At 72.4% G+C, this 26,901-nt stretch carries 23 protein-coding genes; 7 read left to right on the plus strand and 16 right to left on the minus strand.

The annotated features are described in order from the left end of the window. Positions 1-70: 70 nt before the first annotated feature. The 4 genes from Q9S36_RS51665 to ptsP form a co-directional block, all read right to left on the minus strand. A complete protein-coding gene (locus tag Q9S36_RS51665; protein ID WP_396653851.1) occupies positions 71-505 on the minus strand; it encodes a PTS sugar transporter subunit IIA in 435 nt (144 codons plus the stop codon). 154 nt (positions 506-659) lie between these two features. Continuing rightward, entirely contained in the window at positions 660-2,207 is a 1,548-nt protein-coding gene (locus Q9S36_RS26820; protein ID WP_396653852.1) for a PTS mannitol transporter subunit IICB, read from the minus strand. A 218-nt stretch (positions 2,208-2,425) separates the two neighbouring features. Continuing rightward, a complete protein-coding gene (locus tag Q9S36_RS26825) occupies positions 2,426-4,162 on the minus strand; it encodes a zinc-binding dehydrogenase (RefSeq protein WP_311287890.1) in 1,737 nt (578 codons plus the stop codon). Between the two features lie 39 nt (positions 4,163-4,201). Next, positions 4,202-5,878 (minus strand): phosphoenolpyruvate--protein phosphotransferase, encoded by a 1,677-nt coding sequence (gene ptsP, locus Q9S36_RS26830; protein WP_311287891.1) that lies wholly within the window; start codon positions 5,876-5,878, stop codon positions 4,202-4,204. Positions 5,879-5,966: 88 nt separating this feature from the next. Here ptsP and Q9S36_RS26835 point away from each other — a divergent pair, with 88 nt between their 5' ends. Genes Q9S36_RS26835 through Q9S36_RS26850 form a run of 4 tightly spaced genes read left to right on the plus strand, consistent with a single transcriptional unit; the run spans position 5,967 to position 10,107 of the window. After that, on the plus strand, positions 5,967-6,734 hold the full coding sequence (locus Q9S36_RS26835; protein ID WP_311287892.1) for a DeoR/GlpR family DNA-binding transcription regulator: 768 nt from the start codon (positions 5,967-5,969) through the stop codon (positions 6,732-6,734). Beyond that, on the plus strand, positions 6,731-7,684 hold the full coding sequence (locus Q9S36_RS26840; protein WP_311287893.1) for a 1-phosphofructokinase family hexose kinase: 954 nt from the start codon (positions 6,731-6,733) through the stop codon (positions 7,682-7,684). Before Q9S36_RS26835 ends, Q9S36_RS26840 begins: the two co-directional genes overlap by 4 nt. After that, positions 7,681-9,804, plus strand: a complete 2,124-nt coding sequence (locus tag Q9S36_RS26845) for a fructose-specific PTS transporter subunit EIIC (protein ID WP_311287894.1) — start codon at positions 7,681-7,683, stop codon at positions 9,802-9,804. Before Q9S36_RS26840 ends, Q9S36_RS26845 begins: the two co-directional genes overlap by 4 nt. A gap of 60 nt (positions 9,805-9,864) precedes the next feature. Then, positions 9,865-10,107 (plus strand): HPr family phosphocarrier protein, encoded by a 243-nt coding sequence (locus Q9S36_RS26850; protein WP_135840713.1) that lies wholly within the window; start codon positions 9,865-9,867, stop codon positions 10,105-10,107. 87 nt (positions 10,108-10,194) lie between these two features. Here Q9S36_RS26850 and Q9S36_RS26855 read toward each other — a convergent pair whose 3' ends face one another. From Q9S36_RS26855 to rimP, 8 genes are all read right to left on the minus strand, one after another. After that, the gene (locus Q9S36_RS26855) at positions 10,195-11,169 is read right to left on the minus strand and encodes a hypothetical protein (RefSeq protein WP_311287895.1); all 975 of its coding nucleotides are present in this window, start codon (positions 11,167-11,169) and stop codon (positions 10,195-10,197) included. Further along, positions 11,162-12,100, minus strand: coding sequence for a bifunctional riboflavin kinase/FAD synthetase (locus tag Q9S36_RS26860; RefSeq protein WP_311287896.1), 939 nt, complete (start codon positions 12,098-12,100; stop codon positions 11,162-11,164). The genes Q9S36_RS26855 and Q9S36_RS26860 overlap by 8 nt, the downstream gene beginning before the upstream one ends. A gap of 55 nt (positions 12,101-12,155) precedes the next feature. After that, positions 12,156-13,013: a tRNA pseudouridine(55) synthase TruB gene (truB, locus tag Q9S36_RS26865; protein ID WP_311287897.1), complete on the minus strand. Its 858-nt coding sequence runs from the start codon at positions 13,011-13,013 to the stop codon at positions 12,156-12,158. Beyond that, positions 13,013-13,510 (minus strand): 30S ribosome-binding factor RbfA, encoded by a 498-nt coding sequence (rbfA, locus tag Q9S36_RS26870; RefSeq protein ID WP_311287898.1) that lies wholly within the window; start codon positions 13,508-13,510, stop codon positions 13,013-13,015. Before rbfA ends, truB begins: the two co-directional genes overlap by 1 nt. Positions 13,511-13,644: 134 nt before the next feature. Continuing rightward, the gene (gene infB, locus Q9S36_RS26875) at positions 13,645-16,434 is read right to left on the minus strand and encodes a translation initiation factor IF-2 (protein WP_311287899.1); all 2,790 of its coding nucleotides are present in this window, start codon (positions 16,432-16,434) and stop codon (positions 13,645-13,647) included. A gap of 99 nt (positions 16,435-16,533) precedes the next feature. After that, a complete protein-coding gene (locus tag Q9S36_RS26880) occupies positions 16,534-16,878 on the minus strand; it encodes a YlxR family protein (protein WP_311287900.1) in 345 nt (114 codons plus the stop codon). 59 nt (positions 16,879-16,937) lie between these two features. Further along, entirely contained in the window at positions 16,938-17,915 is a 978-nt protein-coding gene (gene nusA / locus Q9S36_RS26885) for a transcription termination factor NusA (RefSeq protein WP_311287901.1), read from the minus strand. Beyond that, entirely contained in the window at positions 17,915-18,400 is a 486-nt protein-coding gene (gene rimP, locus Q9S36_RS26890; RefSeq protein WP_311287902.1) for a ribosome maturation factor RimP, read from the minus strand. The genes nusA and rimP overlap by 1 nt, the downstream gene beginning before the upstream one ends. A 116-nt stretch (positions 18,401-18,516) precedes the next feature. Between rimP and Q9S36_RS26895 the strand changes: the two genes are divergently transcribed. Together Q9S36_RS26895 and Q9S36_RS26900 are read left to right on the plus strand one after the other, a co-directional pair. Continuing rightward, positions 18,517-19,023, plus strand: a complete 507-nt coding sequence (locus Q9S36_RS26895; protein ID WP_311287903.1) for a hypothetical protein — start codon at positions 18,517-18,519, stop codon at positions 19,021-19,023. Continuing rightward, positions 19,020-19,448 carry a ferritin-like domain-containing protein gene (locus Q9S36_RS26900; RefSeq protein WP_311287904.1) on the plus strand — a complete coding sequence of 143 codons (429 nt, stop codon included), beginning with the start codon at positions 19,020-19,022 and terminating at the stop codon, positions 19,446-19,448. The genes Q9S36_RS26895 and Q9S36_RS26900 overlap by 4 nt, the downstream gene beginning before the upstream one ends. Positions 19,449-19,734: 286 nt before the next feature. On the opposite strand, the gene Q9S36_RS26905 is transcribed toward Q9S36_RS26900, so the two are convergent. The 3 genes from Q9S36_RS26905 to Q9S36_RS26915 form a co-directional block, all read right to left on the minus strand. Continuing rightward, on the minus strand, positions 19,735-20,451 hold the full coding sequence (locus Q9S36_RS26905) for an HAD family hydrolase (RefSeq protein ID WP_311287905.1): 717 nt from the start codon (positions 20,449-20,451) through the stop codon (positions 19,735-19,737). Between the two features lie 127 nt (positions 20,452-20,578). Beyond that, positions 20,579-21,397 (minus strand): hypothetical protein, encoded by an 819-nt coding sequence (locus Q9S36_RS26910; RefSeq protein WP_311287906.1) that lies wholly within the window; start codon positions 21,395-21,397, stop codon positions 20,579-20,581. A gap of 1 nt (position 21,398) precedes the next feature. Further along, positions 21,399-23,174: a proline--tRNA ligase gene (locus tag Q9S36_RS26915; RefSeq protein ID WP_311287907.1), complete on the minus strand. Its 1,776-nt coding sequence runs from the start codon at positions 23,172-23,174 to the stop codon at positions 21,399-21,401. Positions 23,175-23,297: 123 nt separating this feature from the next. Here Q9S36_RS26915 and Q9S36_RS26920 point away from each other — a divergent pair, with 123 nt between their 5' ends. Next, positions 23,298-24,266 carry a hypothetical protein gene (locus tag Q9S36_RS26920; protein WP_311287908.1) on the plus strand — a complete coding sequence of 323 codons (969 nt, stop codon included), beginning with the start codon at positions 23,298-23,300 and terminating at the stop codon, positions 24,264-24,266. Positions 24,267-24,304: 38 nt separating this feature from the next. Here Q9S36_RS26920 and Q9S36_RS26925 read toward each other — a convergent pair whose 3' ends face one another. After that, positions 24,305-26,896 carry a CHAT domain-containing protein gene (locus tag Q9S36_RS26925; protein WP_311287909.1) on the minus strand — a complete coding sequence of 864 codons (2,592 nt, stop codon included), beginning with the start codon at positions 26,894-26,896 and terminating at the stop codon, positions 24,305-24,307. Positions 26,897-26,901 lie beyond the last annotated feature (5 nt).

Raw genomic sequence — 26,901 nt, forward strand, 5'->3', positions numbered from 1 at the left:
CGCGTCGGGCAGACGCACAGGAGCCCCCACCGATCCGGCGGGGGCTCCTGCTGCGTGCGGGCGCGTGAGCTCAGACGCTGACGTCGCCGAGGACGGCGAGCACGTCGTCGGGGGTCTGCGCCGCGTCGAGCGCCGCGATCTGGGCGTCGTCGGTGAACGCCCCGGCCAGCGCCTGGAGGACCGTGAGGTGGTCGTCGCCGGCCCCGGCGATGCCGACGACGTACCTCGCCGGGCTGCCCTTCCAGTCGATGGGCTCGTCGTAGCGGACGAAGGAGATGGCGGTGTGCTGGATCAGGGCCTTGGCCTCGTTGGTGCCGTGCGGGATGGCGAGGCCGTTGCCCATGAAGGTCGAGACCGACGTCTCCCGCTCGTGCATCGCGTCGACGTAGGCCTGGTCGACGGCTCCGGACGCCACCAGCAGCTGTCCGGCCTCGGTGATGGCCGCGTCGCGGTCGCGGGCCTGACCGCCCAGCACGATCGCGTCCCGGCTCAGTACGTCGCTCATCTGGCGCCTCATTCCTTGCGTGGTCGTCGTGGTGTCGTGGTTGGGGTGGTGCCGTCCGGTCATGAGACCACACGGCGGTGGTGGTGCGGCAGGGCCGGCTCTCCTCGGGGATGGAGAGCCGGCCCTGCCCCACCGGTGCCGGCCTGCGGGGGTGCTAGGTCCGGGTGTTGTTCTCGTCGACCATGGTCACGATCTCGTCGTAGCGAGGACTGGCCATGAAGTTGTCGACCGAGACGTGGATCGCCGAGGGGCTCTGCTGGCGGGCCCGGTCGGTGAGGTCCTGGTGGGTGACCACCAGGTCGACGTCGTCCTGCAGGTTGGCGATCGCCTTGTTGACCACCGTCACCTCGGGATGCCCGGAGTCCTGGATCTTCTTGCGGAGCACCGAGGCACCCATCGCGGAGGAGCCCATGCCGGCGTCGCAGGCGAACACGATGTTGCGGATCTCCCGCGTCGCGGTGGCCGTGCCCCCGGCGGCCGCGCCGCCCGTCAGGGAGCTGGCGACCGACGACTTCTTGCCCTTGTTGGCCTCCATCTGGGCCGTCGCAGCGGCCAGGTCACCCTCGTCGTCGGACTTGTCGAGCTTGAGGAGGACGGCGGCGACCGCGAAGGTCACGGCGGCCGAGGCGATCACGGCCAGGGTGACGCCGAGGTAGCTGCCCCGCGCGGTCTGGGCGTAGACCGCGAAGATGGAGCCGGGAGCCGCCGGGGCGCGCAGGCCCACGTCGAAGGCGACGTTGACCGCCACACCGGTCATGCCGCCGGCGATCATGGCCAGGATCAGCTTGGGCTTCATCAGGACGTACGGGAAGTAGATCTCGTGGATCCCGCCCAGGAAGTGGATGATCGCCGCGCCGGGCGCCGTCGCCTTGGCGACGCCGCGACCGAAGACGGAGTACGCCAGGAGCAGGCCGAGGCCGGGACCGGGGTTCGCCTCGAGCAGGAAGAGCACGGACTTGCCGCTCTCCGCCGCCTCGGTGAGGCCGAGCGGGGTGAGCACACCGTGGTTGATCGCGTTGTTGAGGAAGAAGACCTTCGCCGGCTCGATCAGCAGCGAGGTGAGGGGCAGCAGGTTGTTGTCGACCAGGGTCTCGACGGCGTTGCCGAGGACCTCCATGATCTCGTTGACGACGGGGGCGACGACCCAGAAGCCGACGATGGCCATCACGAAGGCGACGATGCCCGCCGAGAACATGTTGACGAGCATCTCGAAGCCGGCCCTGACCTTGCCGTCCCACAGCGCGTCCAGGCGCTTCATGACGTAGGCCGCGAGCGGTCCGAGGATCATCGCTCCGATGAACATGTGGACCTGGCCGAGCGCACTGAAGTCGGCCTCGGCGTTGCCTGCGGCGACCCAGTCCGCCAGTGCGTCGGCGTTGAAGTTCGCCACCAGCAGGTCGGAGCCGGCGATGGCACCCATGACCGCGAACGCGCCGACGACGGCACCGCGGTCGCCGTGGACCATCCGGCCGCCCGTCGCGGCGATCAGGATCGGGAGCAGGTAGTGGATGGTCGGTCCGACCATCGTGGCCAGGTCGGCGTTCGGCAACCAGCCGACGTCGATGAAGAGGGCGGTGAGAAGTCCCCACGCGATCAGTGCCGGGATGTTCGGCATGATCATGTTGGAGAGGAACGTGCCGAACCGCTGCACGCGTACGCGCGCGGACGTCCCGGACGCGGGGGTGGAAGTGGTGGTCGCCATGCTGATGTCCTCCAGATGGAATGCGGGGGTGACCCCGATCACACGATGTCGAAATTAAACCGCACGAACGGGCATGTTGCCAAGCATTCGGGCATGAATTCGTGCCCGACTGTGTGGCTTTACCTGATTCGGGGTGCGTGACGGCATCGACAGCGCCACCCGGGCCCGGTGGGCCCGAGTGGCGCAGGAGGGTCGGGGAGGAGCGAGGCGGCGTGCCGCTACCCGCCCAGCTGGCTGTCGAGGAACGCCCGCTCCGCCTCGTCGTTCCACGTGTTGCCCGGCCCCAGCTTCGCGGCGACCTCGGGCAGCCTCTCCCCCAGCTCGTCGAGACCGGTGAGGGGGAAGTCGTGGACCTGGGGGAAGACGAGGACCTTGCCGGAGTACGTCGCGTCCACGAGGGCCTGGAGGCCGTCCTTCGCCGCCCGCATGCCACCGATGGCGCCCACGATCGAGCCCGGCGAGAGCTGGCCCTGCTCGGCCAGGTCGACCACCTGCTGCTGGTCGTGGATGGTGAGTCCCGACGTCCCGGTGTACTGGGCGTTGTCGAGGTAGACCGCGCTGAGGTTCATCGGCGCCATCGTGCCGTTGGGGACGCCGGCGAAGAAGACCAGCATGCCGTCGGAGCGCATGAGGGTGTCGGCCTCGGCCATCACGCCGGCGATGGGGACGCTGACCACCACGTCGTCGGCGCCCTTGCCGTCGGTGAGGTCCATGACGAAGTCGTGGAGGGACTTCTCGGACGTCTGCGAGTTGAAGGTGATCAGCTCGCAGTCGTTGGTCTCGGCCAGGTGGGCCAGACGCTCCTCGAGGGCCTTCAGGCGCTCGTCGCTCACCTCGGTGGCGACGATCGTCCGGGGACCGTCGGACTGCTGGATGGCTCGCTGGACGTGCATCAGCCCCATGGGTCCGCCGGCGCCCACGAAGACCGTCGTGCCTCCGGCGCGGAGGTCGCAGCGGTTGCGCGCCTCGCCGTAGGAGGCGGCGATGTCCGGACCCCGGCCGCCGAGGTAGGCGGTGTAGTCGTAGTGGAGGCGACCCACGTCGGTGTCCACCAGGCCGTCCAGCTCGGTCTCGCCGACCAGGTTGAGGGTGCCCCGCCGGGCGATGTGGGTGGCCACGGCTCCGATGGTCGCTGCCGACCGCGGGTCGAGCACGACGATGTCGTCGAAGCCCGCGCCGCCGGTCAGCTCGTCCACGAGCGCCTGGTAGTCCTCGGCGTCCAGGCCGTTGCGCACGACCGTGGTGGCGGACGTCCCCTCCACCAGCGTCGCGACCGAGTCGGGCACGTCGGTCAGCACGATGGTCGCCGGAGCGTCCAGCCCGGCCGAGAAGGCGTACTCCCGCTCGTCACCCGGCCGACCGACGATCCACATCGTCCCGCCGGCCTTGGGCTCGAGGCGGCGGCGCTGGGTGTAGGCGGCCATCACGCAGCCCCACGGCTCGAGCGTGGAGGCCTCGGCGTACCCCATCGAGTCCGGCAGGGGCAGCAGGCAGGCACCGTCGTCGGTCTCGAGCATCTCGGCACCCATGAGGTGGTACTGGGTGAGCCCGCCGGGGATGGTGTAGCCGTAGGCGGTGCTCTTGCCGTCCTGGTAGATGTCGGGTTGGACGGCCAGCCGCTGGCCGGGGTGGTAGCGGTCCTTGAGGTTGTCGCCCACCTCGATCACGGTGAGGCTGACCTCGTGCCCCAGCCGGGTGGGCTCCTGGGACAGGTCGCGGCCGTAGAGCTTGGGGTGGCTGCCGCCCTGGCGCATGATCTTCACGTCCGAGAAGCACAGGCCCACGCTGTCGATGCGGACGAGCATGTGGTCGGCGTCGGGCGTGGGGACGGGCACCAGCTCGGGCGCACCGTCCTTGCCCATGTTCTCCTCGCCCGCGCCGTGCAGGAACCAGGTCCACGAGCCGTCGGGGAGCTCGGAATCGGCCGCGCGGTAGCGGTCGTACGCTGATGTCATCGTTTCCTCCGTGGTGAGGTGGATCAGGGGTGGGGGGCCTCAGTGCCCGAGGACCTCGCGCACGGCGGCGCGCGCGGCCATCGGGTCGGGTGCCCCGAGGGCGGCCTCCGCGGCGACCTCGCAGGTCTCCGAGGTGACCCGGGCGAGCTGGGCGCCGACGGGGCGGACGGCACGGGCGGCCATCGACAGCGAGGAGATGCCCATCCCGATGAGCGCGGTGGCCAGCAGCGGGTCGGCCGCCGCCTCGCCGCACACGCCGACGGGCTTGCCGGCCTCGGCGCCTGCGTGCGCGGTGATGGCGATGAGCTGCAGCACCGCCGGCTGCCACGGGTCGGTGAGGTGCGCGAGGTCGGTGGCCATGCGGTCGGCGGCCATGGCGTACTGGGTGAGGTCGTTGGTGCCGATGGAGAGGAAGTCGACGACCTCGAGCATGCGGTGGGCGAGCAGCGCGGCGCTCGGGATCTCCACCATCACGCCGGACCTGAGCCCGCGGGCGCGCACCTTCTCCGAGAAGTCGGCGGCCTCGGCCACGGTGGCGACCATCGGCGCCATCACCCAGGTCTCGGTGCCGGTGCGCTCGGCGGCCGCCGCGATGGCGTCGAGCTGTCGGTCCATGAGCCCGGGGTTGCCGAAGCTGAGCCGCAGCCCGCGCACGCCGAGGGCGGGGTTCTCCTCCCCCTCCTGCGTCGCGAACGCGATGGGCTTGTCCGACCCCGCGTCGAGGGTGCGGACGACGACGTAGCGACCGTCGGCGTAGGGCGAGAGCACGTCGGCGTAGATGTCGGTCTGCTCCTCGACGCTCGGCTCGTCCTTGCGGTTGAGGAAGCACAGCTCGGTGCGGAACAGGCCCACGCCCTGGACTGGCTCGGTGCCGGCCGTCTGCGCGGAGGCGCCGTCGGCGACGTTGGCGAGCAGCTTGACCGGCATCCCGTCGGACGTGGCCGCCGGCCCGGTCCACGCGGCCAGCTCCTCCCGCAGCCGGCGGCTCTCGTCGACGCGCGCCTGCGCCTCCTCGGGGTCGGCGCCCTGCTCGATGGTGCCGGCCTCGCCGTCCACCACCACGAACGTGCCCTCGGCCAGGCCGGTGATGCCGGCCGCGCCGACGACGCACGGGATGCCGAGCTGGCGGGCGATGATCGCGGTGTGGCTGGTCGCGCCGCCGCGCTCGGTGACGAGCGCGGTCACGACCGCGGGGTCGAGGCCCGAGGTGTCGCTGGGCGCGAGGTCCTCCGCGACCAGGATCGAGGGCACCTTCGGCGTCGGCACCCCAGGCGCGGGCTCCCCCACCAGGTGCGCGACGACGCGGCGCTCGATGTCGCGCAGGTCGGTGACGCGCTCGGCCATCAGGCCGCCCATGTTGGTGAAGATCGTGACGAACTGCTCGACCGCACCCTGGACCGCGGCGACGGGCCCCTGACCGGCCTGCAGGTTCTTCGCGACGCCGGACCGCAGTCCCTTGTCACGGGCGAGACCGGCGCTCGCGGTGAGGACCTCCGCCGCCGCGCCCTGCGCGGAGGCGGCCTTCTCGGAGAACGTGTCGGCGACCGCCGCGGCGGCCTCGTCGTACGCCGCCAGCGCGGCGTCGGCATCGGCGAAGTCTCCGTCGCCGTAGCGTGCGATGGCCTCGGGCGAGACCTCCCCGCGCACGTGGACGACGGGGCCGGCGGCGACCCCCGGAACGACCGGGGTCCCGCTCAGGGTGTCGGGTGTGGTCATGGACACACCGTAGATCACGGCATGGTTGACAAGCAACACATTCGGGACTAAAACAACACATACACAGATCGCTGCGGGAAGGGCCACGATGTACGCCGAAGAGCGCCAGCAGGCGATGGCACAGCTGATCAGCCGCCGTGGCCGTCTCTCCGTGGTGCAGCTCGCCGAGCAGTTCGAGGTCACCACCGAGACCGTCCGTCGCGACCTGTCGACGCTGGACCGGATGGGGCTGGTCCGACGGGTGCACGGCGGCGCGGTGCCGGCCGGCTCGCTCACCGTCATCGAATCAGGGATCGGCGAGCGCGACCAGTCCAACACGCAGGCCAAGGAGGCGATCGCCGCGGCCGCCGTCGCGCTCCTCCCGCCGCCGGACTCCGTGGTCGTCATCGACGCCGGCACCACCACCGCCCGGTTCGCCGCCGCCCTCCCCCGCGACCACCGGCTGACCGTGATCACGCACGCCGTGCCGGTCGCCACCCGGCTGGCGGGGCTGCCGCAGATCGAGCTGCACCTGCTGCCGGGACGGGTGCGCCCGACGACCCACGCCGCCGTCGGGGCCGACACCGTGGCCGCGCTCGCCGAGCTGCGGGCCGACGTCGCCTTCGTGGCCACCAACGGCATCACCGTCGGCCACGGCCTCACCACCCCGGACTCCGACGAGGCGTCGACCAAGCGGGCGATCATCGCCTGCGCGCGGCGCACCGTCGTGCTCGCGGACTCCACCAAGCTCGGGGTGGAGACCGCTGTGCGGTTCGCGACGCTCGACAGCCTCGACGTGCTCGTGACCGACAGCGGCATCGAGTCCGTCGACCGCCGGGCGCTGGAGCAAGCCGGAATCGAGGTGGTGATCGCATGATCCTGACCCTGACCCCCAACCCGAGCATCGACCGCACGGTCGCGCTCGACGGCGAGCTGGTGCGCGGCCAGGTGCACCGGGTCGCCTCGGTGACCTCGCAGGCCGGCGGCAAGGGCGTGAACATCTCCCGCGCCGCGGTCAGTGCCGACATCCCCAGCATCGCCGTCGTACCTGCCGCGAAGGACGACCCGTTCGTCCTCGAGCTGCTCGGCGCCGGCATCGACTGCCGTCCGGTCACGCCGGCCGGCGACGTGCGGGTCAACCTCACGGTCACCGAGCCCGACGGCACGACCACCAAGCTCAACTCCCCCGGCGCGGGGGTGCTCCCGCTGCACCTCGAGCTGATGGCCCAGGCCGTGCTCGTCCGCGCCTCTGGCGCCGACTGGACGGTGCTGGCAGGCTCACTTCCCGTGGGTGCCCCTGCCGGGTTCTACGCCGACCTCGTACGCCGACTCCGTGAGGTCGGCGGCCGGGTCGCGGTCGACACCAGCGAGGCGCCCCTCCAGGCCCTGGTGGACGCCCTCCCCGAGGCGGCGCCCGACCTGATGAAGCCCAACGGCGAGGAGCTCGCGTCGTTCACCGGCGGCGACGCCGACGAGCTCGAGGCCAACCCTGCGGCGACCGCCGCTGCCGCTCGACAGCTGATCGACCGCGGCGTGGGCGCCGTCCTCGCCACCCTGGGCGGCAACGGCGCCGTCCTCGTCACCCCCGAGGGGGCGTGGCACGCCACCCCGCCGCCCACCACCGTGGTGAGCACGGTCGGGGCGGGTGACTCCAGCCTCTTCGGCTACCTGCTGGGCGACATCCGGGGGCTGCCCGCCCCCGACCGCCTGGCCCTCGCAGTCGCCTACGGCAGCGCCGCCGCAGGCCTTCCCGGCACCACCATCCCCCAGCCGTCGCAGCTCCGCACGGAGCTCGTCGGCGTCACCGCCCTCGGAGGCACCGCATGACCGACCTGATCACCACCGACCTCGTGCGGCTCGGCGCCGCGTGGGGCGCCGACAAGCAGGACGTGATCCGCGCCCTCGCCGCCGTCGTCGACGACGCGGGCCGCGCGAGCGACAAGGACCAGCTCGTCGAGGACGCGTTCGCCCGGGAGGCGACGTCGGCCACCGGCCTGCCCGGCGGCATCGCGATCCCGCACTGCCGCACCACCGGCGTCGAGGAGCCCACGCTCGCCTTCGCCCGGCTCGAGCCCCCGGTGGACTTCGGCGCCAAGGACGGCCCCGCCGACCTGGCGTTCCTCATCGCGGCCCCCGCGGGCGGCGACGCCGACCACCTCACCATCTTGACCAAGCTCGCCCGCGCGCTGGTGAAGCCGGCCTTCACCGACGCGCTCCGCGCCGCCGAGTCCGCCGAGGAGGTCGTCGACCTGGTCAGCCACGAGCTCGGCGAGCCCGCCCCGGCCCCCGCGTCGGGCGCACCCTCCGGTGCCGCGTCGCCCAGCGGCGGCGAGACCGCTGCCGCCCAGGCCGGCGCAGCCCCGGCCACCGCACCGGCCGACGCCCCGCCCGCCGGTGGCACGGCGACCGCCACGCCCTCGCTGGTCGCCGTCACCGCGTGCCCGACCGGCATCGCGCACACCTACATGGCCGCCGAGGCACTCGAGGCCGCGGCCGAGCGTGCCGGCGTCCGCCTCCAGGTCGAGACGCAGGGGTCGGCCGGCTCCACGCCGCTCTCGCACGACGCGATCGCTGTGGCGGGCGCCGTCATCTTCGCCGTGGACGTCGGGGTGCGCGACCGCGCCCGGTTCGCCGGCAAGCCGATGGTCAGCTCGGGCGTCAAGCGGCCCATCGACGACGCCGACGCGATGATCGCCGAGGCGCTGCGCTACGCCGCCGACCCGTCAAGCGCGCCGCGCGTCGAGGGCGAGGCGTCCGCCGCGGGCGCCGACCACGGAGCCGAGGAGTCCTGGGGCGGCCGGGTCCGCCGGGTCCTGATGACCGGCGTGTCCTACATGATCCCCTTCGTCGCCGCGGGCGGCCTCCTGATCGCGCTCGGCTTCCTCCTCGGTGGCTACGAGATCGCCAACCACGCCGCGGCCGTCCTCGCCGACGGCACGCTCTTCAGCCCGCCCGACATCACCGCCTACAGCGAGCCCGCGCTGGGCCACGTCCCGCTCGACTCCGGCGTGCTGGCCTACCTCGGAGCCGCGCTCTTCATGCTCGGCAAGATCGCCTTCGCCTTCTTCGTCCCGGCCCTCGCCGGGTACATCGCGTACGCCATCGCGGACCGACCCGGCATCGCCCCCGGCTTCGTCATGGGCGGCCTGGTGACCGACGTCTCGGCCTTCGGGGTTCCGCAGAGCGGCTTCCTCGGCGCCATCGTGGGCGGTGTCCTCGCAGGCATGGTCGCGCACTGGATCACCGGCTGGAAGGTCCCCGCCTGGGCCCGCGGCCTGATGCCGGTCCTGGTCATCCCGCTGCTCACCACCATGCTGGTGGGCCTGCTGATGATCGTCGTGCTGGGCCGCCCCATCGCCTGGCTGATGGAGCAGCTCGCCGACGGCCTCAGCTCCCTCAGCGGCGGCAGCGCGGTGCTGCTCGGCATCATTCTGGGCCTGATGATGGCCTTCGACATGGGCGGCCCGCTCAACAAGGTGGCCTACAGCTTCGCTGCGGCGGGGGTCGGAGGCGCGGCGCTGTCCAACGACGCCCCCGAGCTCAAGATCATGGCGGCCGTCATGCTCGCCGGCATGGTGCCCCCGATCGCCCTCGCCCTGGCGACGGTGCTGCGACCCCAGCTGTTCTCGGTGCCCGAGCGCGAGAACGGCAAGGCCGGCTGGTTGCTCGGCGCGTCGTTCATCACCGAGGGCGCCATCCCGTTCGCGGCGGCCGACCCGCTGCGCATCATCCCGGCCATCATGGCCGGCAGCGCCGTCACCGGAGGGCTCTCGATGGCGATGGACGTCAGCGTGCGGGCGCCGCACGGCGGCATCTTCGTCCTCTTCGCCGTCGACGGCGTGCTGGGCTACCTGATCGCGCTCGCTGCCGGTGTCGCGGTCGGCGCCGCGCTCGTCGTCGTGCTCAAGAGCTTCGGCCGCTCCGACGCCGACGTCGCTACTGTCTGAGCACCGCCCCCGCCTGTTCGCACCACTCGTACGTCCCACCCGCACGACCAGAGGAGAACCATGCCCAGCAAGTCCGTCGTCGTCGGTTCCGCCGTCGGCCTCCACGCCCGCCCCGCCGCGATCATCGCCGAGAAGGCCGCCGAGCTCGGCTCCGACGTCACCATCAACGGGGTCGACGCCAGCTCGTCGTTGATGATCATGACCCTCGGCGCCGGCAACGGCGACACGGTCGAGGTGGCCGGTGACGACCAGGCCGCGGTCGACACGATCGCCGCGCTGGTCGAGCAGGACCTCGACGCCTGATCCACCGCACGGGCGGTGCCCCGGCCCCCTTCCTCGCGGCAGGTGGGTCGGCGCGCCGCCCGTCGTCGTGTCCGGGCCTGCGCGGCCTCAGGAGGTGCGGCGCAGCGAGCGGTAGGCCGCGCGCACGCTCACGGCGCGCTCGAGCTCGCGCAGGATCGAGCTGAAGAACTGGGTGCGGTAGACCTCGTCGGTGACGGCGTACACGGTGAAGTAGAGGCCGCTGAAGGCCGCCAGGAACGTCGAGACCTGGATCAGCTGCCAGTTCGCCCGCTCGGCGAAGGGCAGCGCCGTGACCGGCTCCCCCGTCCAGCCCTCGACCACGCCGGGGTCCATGACGAGCAGGCCGAACACCACGAAGAAGACGAAGACGCTGAGGCTCAGCAGGACCACCTGGACCAGCTGGGTGATGAGCAGCATCAGCAGGAGGTTGGCCTTCTGCAGACCGGCCAGGTGGGTCTCCTCGGCGACCGCGGCCACGTCGACCCTGCCCTCGAGCGGGGTCCCCGCGCAGTGGCGGGCGATCGCCTCCGGGTCGACCTCCTCGTCGAAGACCGCCAGCTCCTCGGGCAACCGGGCCAGCAGGAAGCCGACCGTGATGAGGACGAACAACGCCACGGTCAGCCACATGACGCGTCCGTCCAGCCGCGCGGAGACCTCCCACACCTCGGCGTTGATGAAGAGGAACGTCACGAAGAGCAGCAGCAGCGGCAGTGCCCGGGTCACGAGCGGGAACAGCAGCCCCAGGCTGGAGAAGGTCCGCTGGGCTGCCCAGGTCGCGATCACCCATGCGCGCAGCGTGAAGAGGCCGTAGAGCACGACGCTCAGCAGCCCGATGTTGATGCCCGGGACCACGCCGTCGTCCCACTCCAGGTGCGGGGCGAGCGCGAAGCCCACCACCACCAGCGCGGCGAGCGCGACGGCGACGAGCGCGACCCGCACCAGGCGCGCGCGGGACAGCCCCCGATGGACCTCGTCCCGGATCCCGTCGACGAAGTAGGGCAGACCGTGCGCGACGAACCAGTGCTCGGCGGCCGTCAGGTCCCTCTGGCGCGCGTCAGCCACCCAGGACCTCGCGCGCGCGGCGTACGTCGTCGCGCATGGTCTCGACGAGCGCCTCGATGCCCTCGAACTTGACCATCCCGCGCAGCCGGTCGACGAAGGCGACCTCGACCTCGACGCCGTAGAGCTCGAGGTCGTCGCGGTCGAGCACGTAGGATTCGACCCGGCGGTCGCGCTCGCCGTCGAAGGTCGGGTTGGTGCCCACGGAGATCGCCGCGGGGTAGCGCTCGTGGGTGTCGAGGCGGGTGAGCCAGCCGGCGTACACGCCGTCGGCGGGAGCGGCGTCGACGGGCGGGATCGGGACGTTGGCCGTCGGGTAGCCGAGCTCGCGTCCGCGCTTGTCGCCCTCCACGACGGTGCCGCGGACCGTGAACGGGCGGCCCAGCGCCTCCGCGGCGCCCGCGACGTCCCCCGTCGCCAGGCACTGGCGGACGTAGGTCGAGCTCCACACCTGCGGGCCGCCGTCGAGCGGCACCCCGACCGTCTCGAAGTCGCGCGAGCGCCCCGCCTCCACGAGCGTGGCGACCTCACCGGCCGCCTTCGCGCCGAAGCGGAAGTTCGAGCCGACGACCACGGCGCCCGCATGCAGCGTGCCGACGAGGATCCGGTCGATGAACTCCTCCGGCGACCAGCCGGCGATCTCCCGGTCGAAGCCGACCACGAGGATCGCGTCGACGCCCGCGGCTTCGAGGAGCCGGGCCCGCGTCTCGATGGAGGTCAGTGTGGGCGGGGCGTGCTCGGGCCGCAGCACCGCCATCGGGTGCGGGTCGAAGGTGACCGCGACGACGGTGTCGATGCCGAGCCGGCGCCCGGTCTCGCGCGCCTCGCGCAGCACGTGGGCGTGGCCCAGGTGCACCCCGTCGAAGTTCCCGATGCTGACGACGGTGCGGCCGAGGTCGGCCGGCACGTCGTCGACGTCTCGCCAGATCTGCACGGCGGCAGCCTACTGGCGGGCTCGCCGCCGTCCGCGGGCCGGGCGCCGCGTCGGGTCAGACGAAGACCGCGACGGCCTTCGCCTGCTGGCCGCGCTGCTCGTAGAGGGCGAGGAACGCGCCGTCGGGCGCGAAGAGGGCGTGCGGACCTTCCCCCGGCAGGGTGAGGTCGAGGGCCCGGCCGAAGCGCACGTCGGCCGCCTGCCCCTCGTCGAGGTCGACCGGGACGAACGACGACCGGGCGGCGTCGGCGATCGGGAGGACCGCGAAGTCCTCGGCGAGGGCCTCCAGCGTCCTGGCGACCCCCAGGTCGAAGGAGCCCACGGCGGTGCGTCGCAGGGCGGTGAGGTGCCCGCCCACGCCGAGCGCGGCGCCCAGGTCGCGCGCGATCGCGCGGATGTAGGTGCCCGAGGAGCAGCGCACCGAGATCCGCACGTCGGGCAGCGAGACCTCGTGGACGACCAGCTCGTGGATGGTGACGGGGCGGGCCGGCAGCTCGACGTCCTCCCCCGCCCGGACGCGGGCGTAGGCACGCCGGCCGTCGACCTTGATGGCCGAGACCGCGGTCGGCACCTGCTCGATGTCACCCACGAACCCCGCGAGCGCACGTCGTACGTCGTCCTCCGTCACGCCGTCGACAGGCGACGTCGACACGACCTCGCCCTCGGCGTCGTCGGTGGTCGTGGCGACCCCGAGCCGGATGGTCGCGTCGTAGGCCTTCTCGGTCAGCATGAGGTGGCCGAGGAGCCGGGTGGCTCGGTCGACGCCCAGGACGAGGACGCCCGTGGCCATCGGGTCGAGGGTGCCGGCGTGCCCGACCTTTCGGGTGCCGGCGAGCCGGCGGACCCGGGCCACGACGTCGTGCGAGGTCATGCCCGGGGCCTTGTCGACGACGACCAGACCGGGGTCGACCATCAGGGGCGGTCGTCCACGTCGGACTCGTCGAGCCCGCCGTCCAGGTCGTCGAGCTCGTCCTCGTCGTCGACCTCGTCCTCGACCACGCGCGGCTTCTTGTAGGGGTCGGCCTCGCCTGCGTAGGCCTCGACCCGGCGGGCGGCGACCTCCGCGTCCTGCTGGCGGGCGCGCTCGAGCACCTCGTCGAGGGCGCGGGCGCTCTCGGGCAGCGCGTCGGGGATGAACGTCAGCGACGGCACGATGCGCATGCCGAGCTGCTTGGCGACCTCGGAGCGGATCACGCCCTTGGCCGACTCCAGCGCCGCCGCCGTGCTGGCGAGCTCGTCCTCCGTCCCGAGGACGGTGTAGAAGATCGACGCCTGCTGCGAGTCGCCGGTGACGCGCACGTCGGTGACGGTGACGAACCCCAGCCGCGGGTCCTTGATGCGTCGCTCGAGCATCTCGGCGACGACCACCTGGATGCGGTCGGCGATCTTGCGGACGCGGGGGTTGCTCATGGTGCTCACTCTCTCAGAAAGCTCACCGGGCACTTCCTCGCGCTGACAGACGCTGACCGGGCACTTCCTCGCGCTGTAGCGCGAGGAAGTGCCCGGTCGAGCCGGTCCAGCGCGAGCAAGTGCCCGCTCGGTGATCAGCTGCGGGGGATCTCGCGCATCTCGAAGGACTCGACGACGTCGCCGATCTTGATGTCCTGGAAGTTGCGGAGCACCAGACCGCACTCGAAGCCCTCGCGGACCTCGGACGCGTCGTCCTTCTCGCGGCGGAGCGAGGCCAGGTCCAGGTTGTCCTGGACGACCGAGCCGTCGCGGATGACGCGCACCTTGGCGTTGCGGCGGATGACACCCGAGGTGACCATGCAGCCGGCGATGTTGCCCGCCTTGGACGAGCGGAAGATCTCGCGGATCTCCGCCTGGCCGAGGGTGGCCTCCTCGTACTCCGGCTTGAGCATGCCCTTGAGCGCGGCCTCGATCTCCTCGATGGCCTGGTAGATCACCGTGTAGTAGCGGATCTCCACACCCTCGCGGTCGGCCATCTCGGTCGCCTTGCCCTGCGGGCGGACGTTGAAGCCGATGATGATCGCGTCGGAGGCCGCCGCCAGGTCGACGTTGGTCTCGGTGATGGCACCGACACCGCGGTCGATCACGCGGAGGGAGACCTCGTCGCCGACGTCGATCTGCGACAGGGCGTCCTCGAGCGCCTCGACGGAACCGGACACGTCGCCCTTGAGGATGAGGTTGAGCTCCTGGCTCTCGCCCTTCTCCATGGAGGCCATGAAGTCCTCGAGGCTGCGACGCACGCGACGCTTGGCCTGCATGGCCGCACGCTCGCGCGCCTCCCGCTTCTCGGCGATCTGGCGGGCCATGCGGTCGTCCTCGACCACGATGAAGTTCTGGCCCGCACCCGGCACCGCGGAGAGACCCAGCACCATCGCCGGACGCGACGGGTCGGCCTCGGTGATCTCGTTGCCGTGCTCGTCCAGCATCGCGCGGACGCGGCCGTGGGCCGGGCCGGCGACGATGGAGTCACCCACGCGCAGCGTGCCGCGCTGGACCAGGACCGTGGCGACCGGACCGCGACCGCGGTCGAGGTGCGCCTCGACCACGAGGCCCTGGGCGTCCTGGTCGGGGTTGGCACGCAGGTCGAGCGACGCGTCGGCGGTGAGCACGACGGCCTCGAGCAGCTTGTCGAGGTTGAGGCCGGCCTTGGCCGAGACGTCGACGAACATGGCGTCGCCGCCGTACTCCTCGGGGATCAGGCCGTACTCGGTCAGCTGGCCGCGGACCTTGGTCGCGTCGGCCTCCGGCTTGTCGATCTTGTTGACCGCGACCACGATCGGCACGTCGGCCGCCTTGGCGTGGTTGAGCGCCTCGACCGTCTGCGGCATGACGCCGTCGTCGGCCGCGACGACCAGGATCGCGATGTCGGTGGCCTGGGCACCACGGGCACGCATGGCGGTGAACGCCTCGTGACCGGGGGTGTCGATGAGGGTGATGCGACGGTCGTCGCCGTCGACCTCGGTGTGGACCTGGTAGGCACCGATGTGCTGGGTGATGCCACCGGCCTCCTTGTCGACGACGTTGGCGTTGCGCAGCGCGTCGAGGAGCTTGGTCTTTCCGTGGTCGACGTGACCCATGACGGTGACGACCGGCGGACGGACCACCAGGTCGGACTCGTCGCCCTCGTCGGCGCCGAACTCGAGGTCGAACGTCTCGAGCAGCTCGCGGTCCTCGTCCTCGGGGGAGACGATCTGCACGACGTAGTTGAGCTCCTCGGCGAGCAGCTCGAACGTCTCGTCACCGACCGACTGGGTGGAGGTGACCATCTCGCCGAGCGAGAAGAGCATCTGCACGAGCGCCGCGGCGTCGACGTTGATCTTCTCGGCGAAGTCGGTCAGGGACGCACCACGCGGGAGACGGACGGTCTCGCCGTTGCCCTTGCGGACGCGCACGCCACCGATCGTCGGGGCCTCCATGGCCTCGAACTCCTGACGACGGGCGCGCTTGGACTTGCGACCGCGGCGCGAGGGTCCACCCGGGCGACCGAAGGCACCCTGGGTCTGGCCACGCTGGCCGGGACGACCGCCACCGGGGCGACCGCCACCGGACGGGCCGAAGCCGCCGGGACGACCCGGGGCACCGCCCGGGGCACCGGCGCCGGCGCCGGGACGACCCGGGGCACCGCGGCCGGGGGCACCCGGACGACCGGGACCGCCACCGGGGCCACCACGGGCCGGACGGCCACCGGGACCGTTGCCGAAGGCGGCGGGCGACTTCGGCATCATCGCCGGGTTGGGTCGGGGCATGCCCGGACGGGCGTCGCCACCGGCCGGCGGGCGCGGCGGACGGGTGTCGTCACCGGGCGTGCGCGGGGCCGGACGCGACCCCATGCCCTGGCTCGGCGCGAACGGGTTGTTGCCCGGACGCGGCGCGCCGGGACGGCCGACCGGACGGGGCGCGGGGGCCGCCGTCTTCGCCGCCGGCGCGGCAGGCGCCTCGGGCTCGGCAGCCGGAGCCTGGGGCTCGGCGGCCGGGGCCTTCGGGCCGGGCTTCGGGCCGGGCTTGGCAGCCGGGGCAGCCTCGGCGGGCGCCGCGGCGGGTGCCTCAGCAGGCGTCTGGGCCGGGGCCTCCGCGGGCGCCTCGGCGGGCGTCTCGGCGGCGGGCGCCGGCTTCGGGCCGGGCTTGGGGGCGGCCTTCTTGGCGGCCGGCTTCTCCGCCGGGGCGGCGGGCTCGGCGGCGGGAGCGGAGGCCGCTGCGGCCTTCAGCTCGTCGCCGTACTGCTTCTTGAAGCGCATCTCGACGGGCGGCTCGACAGTCGACGACGCCGACTTGACGAACTCCCCCATCTCCTTGAGCTTCTCGAGAACGAACTTGCTCTCGACTCCGAACTCCTTGGCGAGTTCGTGGACTCGGGTCTTTGCCACGGTTGTTTTTCGCTCCTTCTGGTCCGTGACCCCAGAAGGAGAGGGGAAACGGAACAGCTAGTGGGTGTGCAAACTCATCGCGAGTTACTCATCGAGTGCTCATGAGCTGCGTGCTCCAGTTTCTGGTCGGTGTTCGTGTGGTTCGGGTGGTGGTGCGTGCGTGGTGAGGTACTGCTCCACCAGCGCGGTGTCGAGCCCCTGTCCCGAGCGCAGGGCCCGGGGAAACGCTCGGCGTCGCACCGCGAGCTGCCAACACTCCGACGTGGGGTGGACGTGCGCTCCCCGGCCGGGTGCCCGGCGGTCCGGATCGGGCACCAGGGCCGGACGGCCCTCGGCGTCCGAGCCTGCGACCACCCGCAACAGCTCGTTCGCAGCGGCCCTGGCCCGGCAACCCACGCAGGTCCGGACGGGTCCGGGCGCAGGGGTGTCAGACGTGGTGGCCACTGACCTCCACTCTACCGGTTCACGCCACAGGTTTACGAACCGGGCGTACGCCGACGCCGCTACTCGGGTGCCGGCGCCTCATCGCTGCGGATGTCGATCCGCCAGCCGGTGAGCCGGGCGGCGAGGCGCGCGTTCTGCCCCTCCTTGCCGATGGCGAGGGAGAGCTGGAAGTCGGGGACGACCACGCGGGCCGACCGTGCGGCGAGGTCGACGATCTCCACGGAGGTGACGCGCGCCGGGGACAGCGCGTGGGCGACGAGCTCGGCAGGGTCCTCGGCCCAGTCGACGATGTCGATCTTCTCGCCGTGCAGCTCGCTCATCACGTTGCGCACCCGCTGCCCCATCGGGCCGATGCAGGCGCCCTTGGCGTTCACGCCGGGGACGGTGGAGTGCACGGCGATCTTGGTGCGGTGGCCGGCCTCGCGGGCGATGGCGGCGACCTCGACGGTGCCGTCGGCGATCTCGGGCACCTCGAGGGCGAAGAGCTTCTTGACCAGCGTCGGGTGGGAGCGGGACAGGGTGATCTGCGGGCCGCGCATGCCCTTGCGGACCGAGGTCACCAGGCACTTGATGCGCTCGCCGTGGACGTACTTCTCCCCCGGCACCCGCTCGCTGACCGGCAGCAGCGCCTCGACCTTGCCGAGGTCGACCATCACGTCGTCGGGGTTGCGACCCTGCTGGATGACCCCGGAGATGATGTCGCCCTCCTTGCCGGAGAACTCGCCGAACTTGATCTCGTCCTCGGCGTCGCGCAGCCGCTGCAGCATGACCTGCTTGGCGGTCGTGGCGGCGATGCGGCCGAAGCCCTCCGGGGTGTCGTCGTACTCCGGGCCGGCGGTGCCGTCCTCCTCGACCTCGCGCGCCCAGACGGTGACGTGACCGGTCTTGCGGTCGAGCTCGACCCGCGCGGGGCGGTGCGACTCGGTCGCGCGCTGGTAGGCCGTCAGGAGGGCCTGCTCGATGGCCTCGGCCAGCACCTCGAAGGAGATCTCCTTCTCGCGCTCCAGCATCCGCAGGATGCTCAGATCGATGTCCATCAGTCGTCCTTCTTCTCGCTCTTGCGGTTGAACTCGATCTGCACGAGGGCCTTCGCCACGTCGGCGTAGGCGACCTCGCGCTTCGTGCCGGACACGTCGAGGGTCACCGACTCCTCGGACGAGCCCAGGATCCGCCCGGTGACGGCGGACCCGTCGGTGAGCGTGGCCTTGACCAGCCGGTCCTCGTTGCGGCGCCAGTGGCGCGGGAGGGTCAGCGGCCGGTCGACCCCGCGGGACGTGACCTCGAGCGTGTAGGGCATCTCGCCCATCACGTCGGACTCGTCGAGCACGCGGGAGACCTCGCGCGTCGCGTCGGCCACGTCGTCGAGGGTGACGCCACCGTCCTTGTCGACCGCCACGCGCAGCACCCGGCGCTTGCCGGCCGGGGTGACCTCGACGGCCTCGACGTCGAGGCCCATCGCGCTCAAGGGGTCGACCAGCTCCGCTTCGATGCGGTCCCGGGTGGCGTCCTGGTGGGAACTCATGAGGATGCGACCTCCTTGTGCTGTTGTGGAAGGAACACCCTAGCGGCCCACCGAGCGACCCCGTGAGCCCCCGGTGGCCGGTCCGGGCCGGGGCTCGCGGCGGATAGGGTTCGGGCGTGCCCGGACGCCCGCTCTCCCGTCGTACGACGCTGGGCTCGGCGCTCACGGCTCCCCTGGTCCTGGCGGCGTGCGACATCGACCCGCCCTCGCGCGACGCCGGCTCCTCGGCATCGACACCGCCTCCGCCGGAGGATTCCGAGCTGGTCGCGACGGTGGTCGCGGCGCTGGTCGACGCGGGCGCGGTGCTCGCCGCGGCCGGCGCCGCGGTGCCCGCGCTCGACGCGCGGCTCGACCCCCTCGTCGCCGCCCACACGGCGCACCGCGAGCTCCTCGCCGGAGCCGTGCCCGACGCCGAGCTGCCGAGCGCCGCGCCCGCCACCGTGCCGGCCCAGCCTCAGCCGGCCCTCCGCGCGGTCCGCCGCTCGGAGCAGCAGCTGCTCCGCACGCTGCGCGACAGCTGCCTCGGCGCCGCGAGCGGCGACCTCGCCCGCATCCTGGCCAGCATGGCCGCCTCGACCTCCCAGCACGTCGCGGCGCTCGGCCTCCCCGAGGCGACGTCATGACCGTGCTCGACGCGCTCCAGACGACGCTCGCCGACGAGCACGCGGCCCTCTACGCCTACGGCGTGCTCGGCGCGCGGACCTCCCAGGCCGCAGCTCCCCTGCTGTACGACGCGCTGACGACGGCGTACCGCCGGCACCGGGCGCGCCGCGACCAGCTCCGCGCCATGGTCACCGCGGCGGGTGGCGAGCCGGTGGCGGCAGCGGCGGCGTACGACGTCGAGCTCCCGGTCCGGGGCGACGCCCGGATCCGCGACGCCGCGCTCTCCGTCGAGGTCGACGGCGCGGAGACGCTCCTCGCGCTGGTCGCCCAGTCGTCGGGGAGCGTGCGGCAGTGGGCGCTCACCGAGGCGACCTGGTCGGCCACGTGGCAGCTCGAGCTCGGCGGGGAGCCGCAGACCTGGCCGGGCGCCCCGGAGCTGGACTGACCGGCGCTGCCGTCGCGGTCGGGGGACAGCCCGGCCGGAGAAGACCCCGAAATGTGGGGAGGCGGCCCGCGGCCTCAACCATTGGGAAAGTCCCGAGATCCTTCCCAATGGCCGAGGACGCGGACCGCCTTGTGGGGTTGGTCAGCATCACCCGATGTGGCCCCTCCTGTGGGGGTGGTGGAGCCACATGCACAATCATGCATTCGATCCGGGACGGCGGGAACCACAACACGGTTGCATGTTCGTGCAACGCACAAAGTTGCAGCGACCCGGGGGCGGGAACCGCTCAGCGGGAGCCGAGGGCGAGCACGGCGGCCGGGATGTCGGCCAGCGACTCGACGGTGGCGTCGGGCTCGCCCTCGCTGTGCCCGACCTGGGCCGGTGGGATGTTGCTCAACGGGACGTGGATCGCGTGCAGGCCCGCGTTCTGCGCGCCCCAGACGTCGTCGAAGAGGCGGTCACCCACGTAGACGCAGGCGCCCGGGTCGGTGACGCCGACGGCCGCCATCGCCGCGGCGAAGGCGTGCGGTGACGGCTTGGTCCACGGGATCTCGCTGGAGTACACGTCGCCGTCGATGAGGTCGTACACGCCGTCACGCTCGAAGAACCCGACGTGCCACGCCCGCGGCCACACGGTGTTGGACAGCACGCCGACCTTGAGCCCGGCCGAGCGCAGCTCCTCGAACATCGGCCCGGCCTCCGGGTCGGTGAGGGTGTGCGGCTCCCAGAAGTCGTAGTAGGCCTGCAGCAGGTCCGGGTCGTGGTCGAGCCCGGCCTCGACGAACAGGTCCGCGATCGTCGCACTCCGCTGGTGGTCGCGGCTGCGCCCCCAGATCACGTCGCCGGCGCGGTGGAGCCGTTCGGCGTGGGCGTGGTGGTCGTCGTCGGGCGTGGGTGTACGACGTACGGCCTCCGCGAGGGCCAGCGACTCGGCGTGGAAGTCCACGTCGTGCCACCGCGTCAGCGTGCCGCCCCAGTCGAAGATGACAGCCTGGATCGCCATGCCCGCGAACCTACCGACCCTCGCGCGCACCATGAAGGCAGTTCGCGTCCTCGCATGCCTGCGCCACGCTCAGCGGCGGTCCGCGGCTGGCGAACTGCCTGCTGGGTGCACCTCGGGTCGCCGGTGCCTATTGGTTGACGGTGTCGGCGCCGGACCAGAGCGAGCCGTCGACCGGCCACCGCAGCACCTCGAGCCGGCCGTCGGCGAGGAGGTCGTCGACGAGGGCCCGGGAGCCGCCGACCAGGGTGGAGTCGAGGTCGGTGTCGTTGGAGGTCGCCCACGCGTGGTCGGCCGGCCACCAGGCGCTGGGGCTTTGCCACCCGTGTGGTGCCCACACGTCGAACTGCTCGTCCGCGGTGAGCGGCGGCCCGCCGATCACCACGGACGTCCCTGTCGGGGTGCCCAGGGCGTACGCCACCGCGGGTGCCTCCGCGCACAGCGTCACCACGTCGTCGAAGGGGCGCTCGAAGAGGTAGGACTCCCGGACCGGACGACGCGTCGTCGGCAGACCGAACCAGGCCGGGGGCCACACGCCGTACCCGACCCAGAAGGCGACGAACGTGGGATCCGACCGCGTGGTGTGACGCCCGAGCACGTCGGTGAGTGCCTCGAACGCCGGACGGTGCAGGCGGCCGGGCTCGGGGTTGTGCCCCGCCCACCCGGCACTCTGGTCGTACGAGTCGGAGCGTCGAGCCAGCCGCCACCACTGTGCCTCGGGATGGAGCGTCGTCCCGTTCTCCGCGGCCACCGCGGCCCACCGGACCTCCCGCCACTCCGAGTCGTGCGCCGGGTGGAGCACCCGGGCGTAGGCCTCGAACCCGTGCGGGATGAGGAAGCCCACCGCCGGTGGCGTGCCCGCGTCCCAGGCGGTGTCCCACCAGTCGGCCTCGGCCGGGTCGGCGTCGGGCCGGATCCCGGCGAGGTGCTCGCGCCAGGACCCGGGCACGTCAGGACCTGACGATGTCGACGATGTGCGTGGCGGCGCGCTCGACCGCGACCTCCTCGCGCTCGCCGGACCTGCGGTCGCGGACCTCGATCGTCCCGTCGGCCAGGCCGCGGCCCACGGTGACGATCGTCGGCACGCCGATCAGCTCGGCGTCCTTGAACTTCACGCCGGGGCTGACCTTGCCGACGCGGTCGTCGAGGAGGACCTCGAGGCCGGCGTCCTTGAGGTCGCGCGCCAGCTGCTCGGCAGCGGCGAGGATCGCCTCGTCCTTGCCGGCCGCGACCACGTGGACGTCGGCGGGCGCGACGTTGCGGGGCCAGCACAGGCCGAGGTCGTCGAGGGTGTTCTCCGCGATCGCGGCGACGGCGCGCGAGGGGCCGATGCCGTAGGAGCCCATCGTGACGGTGACGAGCTTGCCGTTCTCGTCGAGCACCTGCAAGCCGAGGGCGTCGGCGAACTTGCGGCCGAGCTGGAAGATGTGGCCCATCTCGATGCCGCGCGCGGCCTCGAGGATGCCGTCGCCGCGCGGGCAGGGGTCACCGGCCCGGACCTCGGCGGCCTCGATCGTGCCGTCGGGGGTGAAGTCGCGACCCACGACCAGGTCGATCGCGTGGCGGCCGGGCTGGTCGGCGCCGGTGACCCAGCGGGTGCCCTCCACGATTCGCGGGTCCACGAGGAAGCGGATCCCGGTCGCGCCCTTCTCGCCGAGCACCCCGGGGCCGATGTAGCCCTTCACGAGGTCGGGGTATCGGGCGAAGTCCTCCTCGCCGAAGGGCCGGAACTCGGCCGGGTAGAGCGTTGCCTCGAGCCGCTTGGGATCGACCTCGCGGTCACCGGGCACGCCGATGGCCAGGGGCTCGCTGGTGGCGTCGGGCTGCGTGACGACGAAGAGCACGTTCTTGAGCGTGTCCTCGGCCAGCCACGCACGGTCCTCGCGCGGGAACCGGTCGTTGAGCAGCTCGACCAGGGAGTCGATGGTGGGGGTGTCAGGCGTGTCCTCGACGTGCGCCTCGGGCACGTCGTCGTACGACACCGGGGCGGGCGACGGCGTCTCGACAGCCTCGACGTTGGCGGCGAACCCGCAGGCCGGGCAGGTGACATAGGTGTCCTCGCCGACAGCCGCGTTGGCGAGGAACTCCTCGGACTTGGAGCCGCCCATCGCGCCGGCGTGCGCCCGCACGATGACGTACTCGAACCCGAGCCGGTCGAAGATCCGGATGTAGGCCTCGCGGTGCCGCGCGTAGGACTCGTCCAATCCGGCGTCGTCGACGTCGAAGGAGTAGGAGTCCTTCATGATGAACTCGCGGCCGCGCAGCAATCCCGCGCGGGGACGCGCCTCGTCGCGGTACTTGGTCTGGATCTGGTAGATCGACAGGGGCAGGTCCTTGTAGGACGAGTAGAGGTCCTTCACCACGAGGGTGAACATCTCCTCGTGCGTGGGGCCGAGGAGGTAGTCGGCGCCCTTGCGGTCCTGGAGCCGGAAGATGTTGGGGCCGTACTCGGTCCAGCGGTTGGTCGCCTCGTAGGGCTCACGGGGCAGCAGCGCCGGGAACGACAGCTCCTGGGCGCCGATGTCGTCCATCTCCTCGCGGATGATGTTCTCGATCCGGCGCAGCACGCGCAGGCCCAGCGGCAGCATCGTGTAGATGCCCGGCGCGTTGCGGCGGATGTAGCCGGCGCGGACCAGCAGCCTGTGGCTCGGCACCTCGGCGTCGTTGGGGTCGTCGCGCAGGGTGCGCACGAACAGGGTCGACATGCGGAGGAGGCGGCCAGTCATGGGCGCAAGGATAGGTGCGGCACTCCGGCCACCGCGAACCAGATTGGTGCACGGTCGCAGGCAACCTCGCGACCAGGTGCGACGTCTCCTTGACGACACCGCACCCAGACCAGGGGAGACACCATGCGTCGCTCACGCACTGCCGGCCTCGTGCTGGCCGCACTGACCACCGCACTCTCGCTCGCGACGCCCGCCCAGGCGGCCGCGCCGACCGTCGACCTCCAGCCGCAGCGGCTCACCCGGGGCGCGGACGTCGCGGTCCCGCACATCGAGGACGGCGACTTCGTCGACGGTGTACGCCGCGTGGAGCTGCCGGGCACGATCGCCCGGGTCATCGGCCGCTCCGGCGACGCCTGGCTGGTCGGCACCAACAACGTGGACGTCAAGCGCAACCGGCGCGTCGTACGGGTCGAGGCGGACGGCTCGGTCGTCGACGTGCTGCGCAACATCGACCCCTCGACCGTCATCCTGTCGGCTGACGGCAGCACCCTCGCCTGGCAGCAGTTCACCAGCAAGGGACGGAAGGTGACGACGCTCGTCGCCTCGGCCGCCGACGGCACCGTCCTGGGCAGCAAGGGACCCGGTCGGTATGTCGACCTCCTCGACGTGGACGCCGAGCAGGTCGTGCTCAGCCGCGACGGCCGCACCTACGCGTGGACATTCGCCACCGGCGCCACCCGGACGATCGTGAGGAGGACCGGCAGCCTGGCGAGCCTCCAGCACGGCCTGCTGGCGTACTACACCAAGGACCCCTACTTCGGCGGCTGCCTCAGGCTCGTCGAGCTGGACCGGCCGCGGGTGAAGCGCTTCGCGTCGTGCCGCGAGCGGGTCGCCGCCCTCTCCCCCGACGGCACGCAGATGCTGACCATGCACCTCCTCACCGACGGCCTCGGGCCCGGCGAGCTGAAGCTGCGCACCGTCCGGGGATCGAAGCTGGCGACGTACACGACCGGCTGGTTCAGCGACTGGCAGTGGGAGTCGCCCGGCACGCTCCTGCTCGACGTCAACGGTCGGCGCAAGTCCGCCACCGTGCGCTGCACGCTCGACGCCTGCGAGAACGCCACCGACCCGGTGAAGGCGTCTGCTCCCTGAGCCCGGATCGCCCCGGAGGCCTCAGCTCGCGGACGAGCTCAGACACCCAGCGCGGTGAACGACGCGGCGGTGGCGGCCAGCACCTGGTCGCCCGCGGCCGCACGACGCGCAGCGAGCATCGCCTCGCCGAGGCCGTGGCCCTGCCGCAACGCCGCGTGGAGGGCGACCATCACCTCGACCGTGGCGGCGTCGTCGACCTCGCCGAGGCTGGAGACGATGCCGGCGGTGCCCATGGACAACAGGGCGGCGGAGAGGCCGAGCAGCTCCTGGGCCCCGACGGGGGCGAGCTCCCCCGACTCGCACGCCGAGAGCACGACCCGGTGCGGCGGCCGCCTGAGCCGCTGCAGGTCGTGCACCAGCAACGGTCCGTCTGCCATCACGAGCGAGGAGAAGAGCGGGCTGTCATCGCGGAAGTGCCCGTGCGCGGCGACGTGGGCCAGGCCCGCACCGTCGAGCGCGGCCAGCGAGGCCTCCACGGTCGCGTCCTGCCCGTCGAGCACCACGGCGGACGGGTCGTGGGCCGCCACGGCCGGCACCTCGGCACCGCCGCTGGCGAGCCCCGGCCCGGCGAGCATGACGCGCCGGTCGGGCTCGGGCGCTGCGGCCTGCCGCGCGCGCAGCCAGAGCCGGGCGGACGGGGTGCTGGTCACCGGCCGGTCCGCGAGACCGGGCAGGAGGCCCCACGGGACGCCCTGCAGGGCGCTGGTGCCCGACACCACGACCCGCGCCTCCCCCACGTGGTCGAGCGCGGACCCCAGCAGCGCCCGCTGGAGTCGTACGCCGGCGAGGTCGAGCTGGGAGCGACGGCCGCGCGCCGCACCGCGGAGGGAAAAGAGCGCGAAGTCCACCGCCGACGCAGCGGCCGCGGCGTCACCCACGTCGAGGCGGCGTACGCGTCCGTGCCCGGCGACGAGGGCGTGGAGCTGGCCGTCGATCTCGGTGAGCTCGACCAACACGGTGTCGTCCTCCGCCAGGGCAGCCAGGAGCTTGTCGACGTCCAGCTGCTGCGCGGTCACCCCGGAGCCGCGCAGGTGGAACATCCTCTGGCGCACGGACTGCTCGAGCTTTGCGGCGCGCGCCTCCAGGCGGTCCGTCGGCGCACCGTGGGCCCGGGCGTCAGCGATGCGCCGGTGCTGGGCCCGCAGCGCGGCCAGGTCGGCCGTCGTCTCGGGGTCGCGCCGGTCGTACGCAGGCGGCACGGCGAGCGAGGTCGCGCGCCAGCGCTCGGACCATCGGAGCAGCCGGCGCGCGTCCCCGGACTCCAGGGCCGTGCGGGTCCCGAGCTCGGCCAGGTCGGCCCCGTGGCTCGATGAGGCGGCCCGCAGCTCCTGGCTGCCGAGGGTCGCCCGGTGCTCCTCGAGAGCCTTCAGGCCCGCGTCAGACGCGCGCAGCACACCGGCGACGTCGCCGTCGAGCGCCCGGCACTGGGCCAGCGCGTACCATCCCAGGACGCGCGTAGGGCCCGACGTGCTCCGCCGGTAGGCGGACGCCTCCTCGAGCCAGGCCCGCCTCAGGGCCGATGCGCGATGGGATCGGACTGCGCCCGCCAAGCGGGCTCCCAGCAGCAGCGCGTGCGGCAGCTCCGTGGCGCTCAGCTCGCGCGTGCGGGCGATGAGCCGCTCGGTACGTCGCAGCAGCGGCGCGACCGGCAGGCCTGCCTCGGCCTGGGCGGTGAGGGCCAGGAGGTCGGCGTGCAGCCGTGGGACGTGTCGCGACTGCGAGCGCAGCAGACGGCTCGCGTCTTCGGCGGCGGTCGTGGCGCGCGCCCACTCGCCGGCGGCGAGCGCCGCCTCCCCCACGGCGTGGAGGAGGTCGGCCTCCTCGCGGGGGAGCAGTGGCCGCGCGACGAGGGCCCGCTCCACGACGTCCAGAGCGTCGGTCGCCAGACCGGCAGCGAGGTAGGCCAGGCACCGGTCGTAGACGAGGTCCACGTTGGTGACGCCCAACGCGTCGTAGCGCCTGCTGGCGTCGGCGTACAGCTCGAACGCCCGGGGCAGGTCACCTCGGACATACGCCAGCCACCCGGTGTTGTGCCGCGCGAGGCCCATGTCGGACCTGTCACCGCCGGAGGTCGCGAGCTCTCCGAACGTGGCGAAGGCCCGAGCGGCAGCCTCGAGGTCGCCGAGTCCGACCTCGACGTGCCCCTCGAGGTTGAGGGTCTGCCGCTCCCACACGTCGTCGCCAGCATCGGCGAAGATCCTCCGCGACTCTCGCAGCTCGCTCGCGCTGCGCTCGAAGTCGGCGAGCATCAGGTCCAAGATCCATGCTCGTCGATACAGGACGCGCGCGCGGGCAACGCCCTCGGCTTCCTGCGCGGCCCGATCGAGATGCCTGAGGCCCTCCCGGACTCGTCCGGCCACGGCGAGCGACGCCCCCATCGTCGCGCGGGCGTCGGCTCGACGCTCCCGGTCGCCCGACCTGCGAGCCAGGCGCAGCGAACGCTTCAGCTCGACGAGTGCTTCCTCGATCAGTCCTCGGTCACGCAGCACGATGCCGAGCACCTGGTGGCCGATCGACGACACGACGGGGTCAGCCGCGGCGATGAGCTCGTCCCGCGCACGGGCCTGAGCCGCGTCAGGGTCGGAGAAGAGGTTGCGCAACACCTCCTCTGCTTCGTGCCTGGTTGTCATTGTCC

The organism is Microbacterium sp. ARD31, assembly GCF_031844425.1.

Excerpts from the sequence above, each read along its gene's own strand:
- Q9S36_RS51665 (WP_396653851.1), bottom strand. The coding sequence starts at position 505 with ATGAGCGACGTACTGAGCCGGGACGCGATCGTGCTGGGCGGTCAGGCC.
- Q9S36_RS26820 (WP_396653852.1), bottom strand. The coding sequence starts at position 2,207 with ATGGCGACCACCACTTCCACCCCCGCGTCCGGGACGTCCGCGCGCGTA.
- Q9S36_RS26825 (WP_311287890.1), bottom strand. The coding sequence starts at position 4,162 with ATGACATCAGCGTACGACCGCTACCGCGCGGCCGATTCCGAGCTCCCC.
- ptsP (WP_311287891.1), bottom strand. The coding sequence starts at position 5,878 with ATGACCACACCCGACACCCTGAGCGGGACCCCGGTCGTTCCGGGGGTC.
- Q9S36_RS26835 (WP_311287892.1), top strand. The coding sequence starts at position 5,967 with ATGTACGCCGAAGAGCGCCAGCAGGCGATGGCACAGCTGATCAGCCGC.
- Q9S36_RS26840 (WP_311287893.1), top strand. The coding sequence starts at position 6,731 with ATGATCCTGACCCTGACCCCCAACCCGAGCATCGACCGCACGGTCGCG.
- Q9S36_RS26845 (WP_311287894.1), top strand. The coding sequence starts at position 7,681 with ATGACCGACCTGATCACCACCGACCTCGTGCGGCTCGGCGCCGCGTGG.
- Q9S36_RS26850 (WP_135840713.1), top strand. The coding sequence starts at position 9,865 with ATGCCCAGCAAGTCCGTCGTCGTCGGTTCCGCCGTCGGCCTCCACGCC.
- truB (WP_311287897.1), bottom strand. The coding sequence starts at position 13,013 with ATGGTCGACCCCGGTCTGGTCGTCGTCGACAAGGCCCCGGGCATGACC.
- rbfA (WP_311287898.1), bottom strand. The coding sequence starts at position 13,510 with ATGAGCAACCCCCGCGTCCGCAAGATCGCCGACCGCATCCAGGTGGTC.
- nusA (WP_311287901.1), bottom strand. The coding sequence starts at position 17,915 with ATGGACATCGATCTGAGCATCCTGCGGATGCTGGAGCGCGAGAAGGAG.
- rimP (WP_311287902.1), bottom strand. The coding sequence starts at position 18,400 with ATGAGTTCCCACCAGGACGCCACCCGGGACCGCATCGAAGCGGAGCTG.
- Q9S36_RS26900 (WP_311287904.1), top strand. The coding sequence starts at position 19,020 with ATGACCGTGCTCGACGCGCTCCAGACGACGCTCGCCGACGAGCACGCG.
- Q9S36_RS26905 (WP_311287905.1), bottom strand. The coding sequence starts at position 20,451 with ATGGCGATCCAGGCTGTCATCTTCGACTGGGGCGGCACGCTGACGCGG.
- Q9S36_RS26915 (WP_311287907.1), bottom strand. The coding sequence starts at position 23,174 with ATGACTGGCCGCCTCCTCCGCATGTCGACCCTGTTCGTGCGCACCCTG.
- Q9S36_RS26920 (WP_311287908.1), top strand. The coding sequence starts at position 23,298 with ATGCGTCGCTCACGCACTGCCGGCCTCGTGCTGGCCGCACTGACCACC.
- Q9S36_RS26925 (WP_311287909.1), bottom strand. The coding sequence starts at position 26,896 with ATGACAACCAGGCACGAAGCAGAGGAGGTGTTGCGCAACCTCTTCTCC.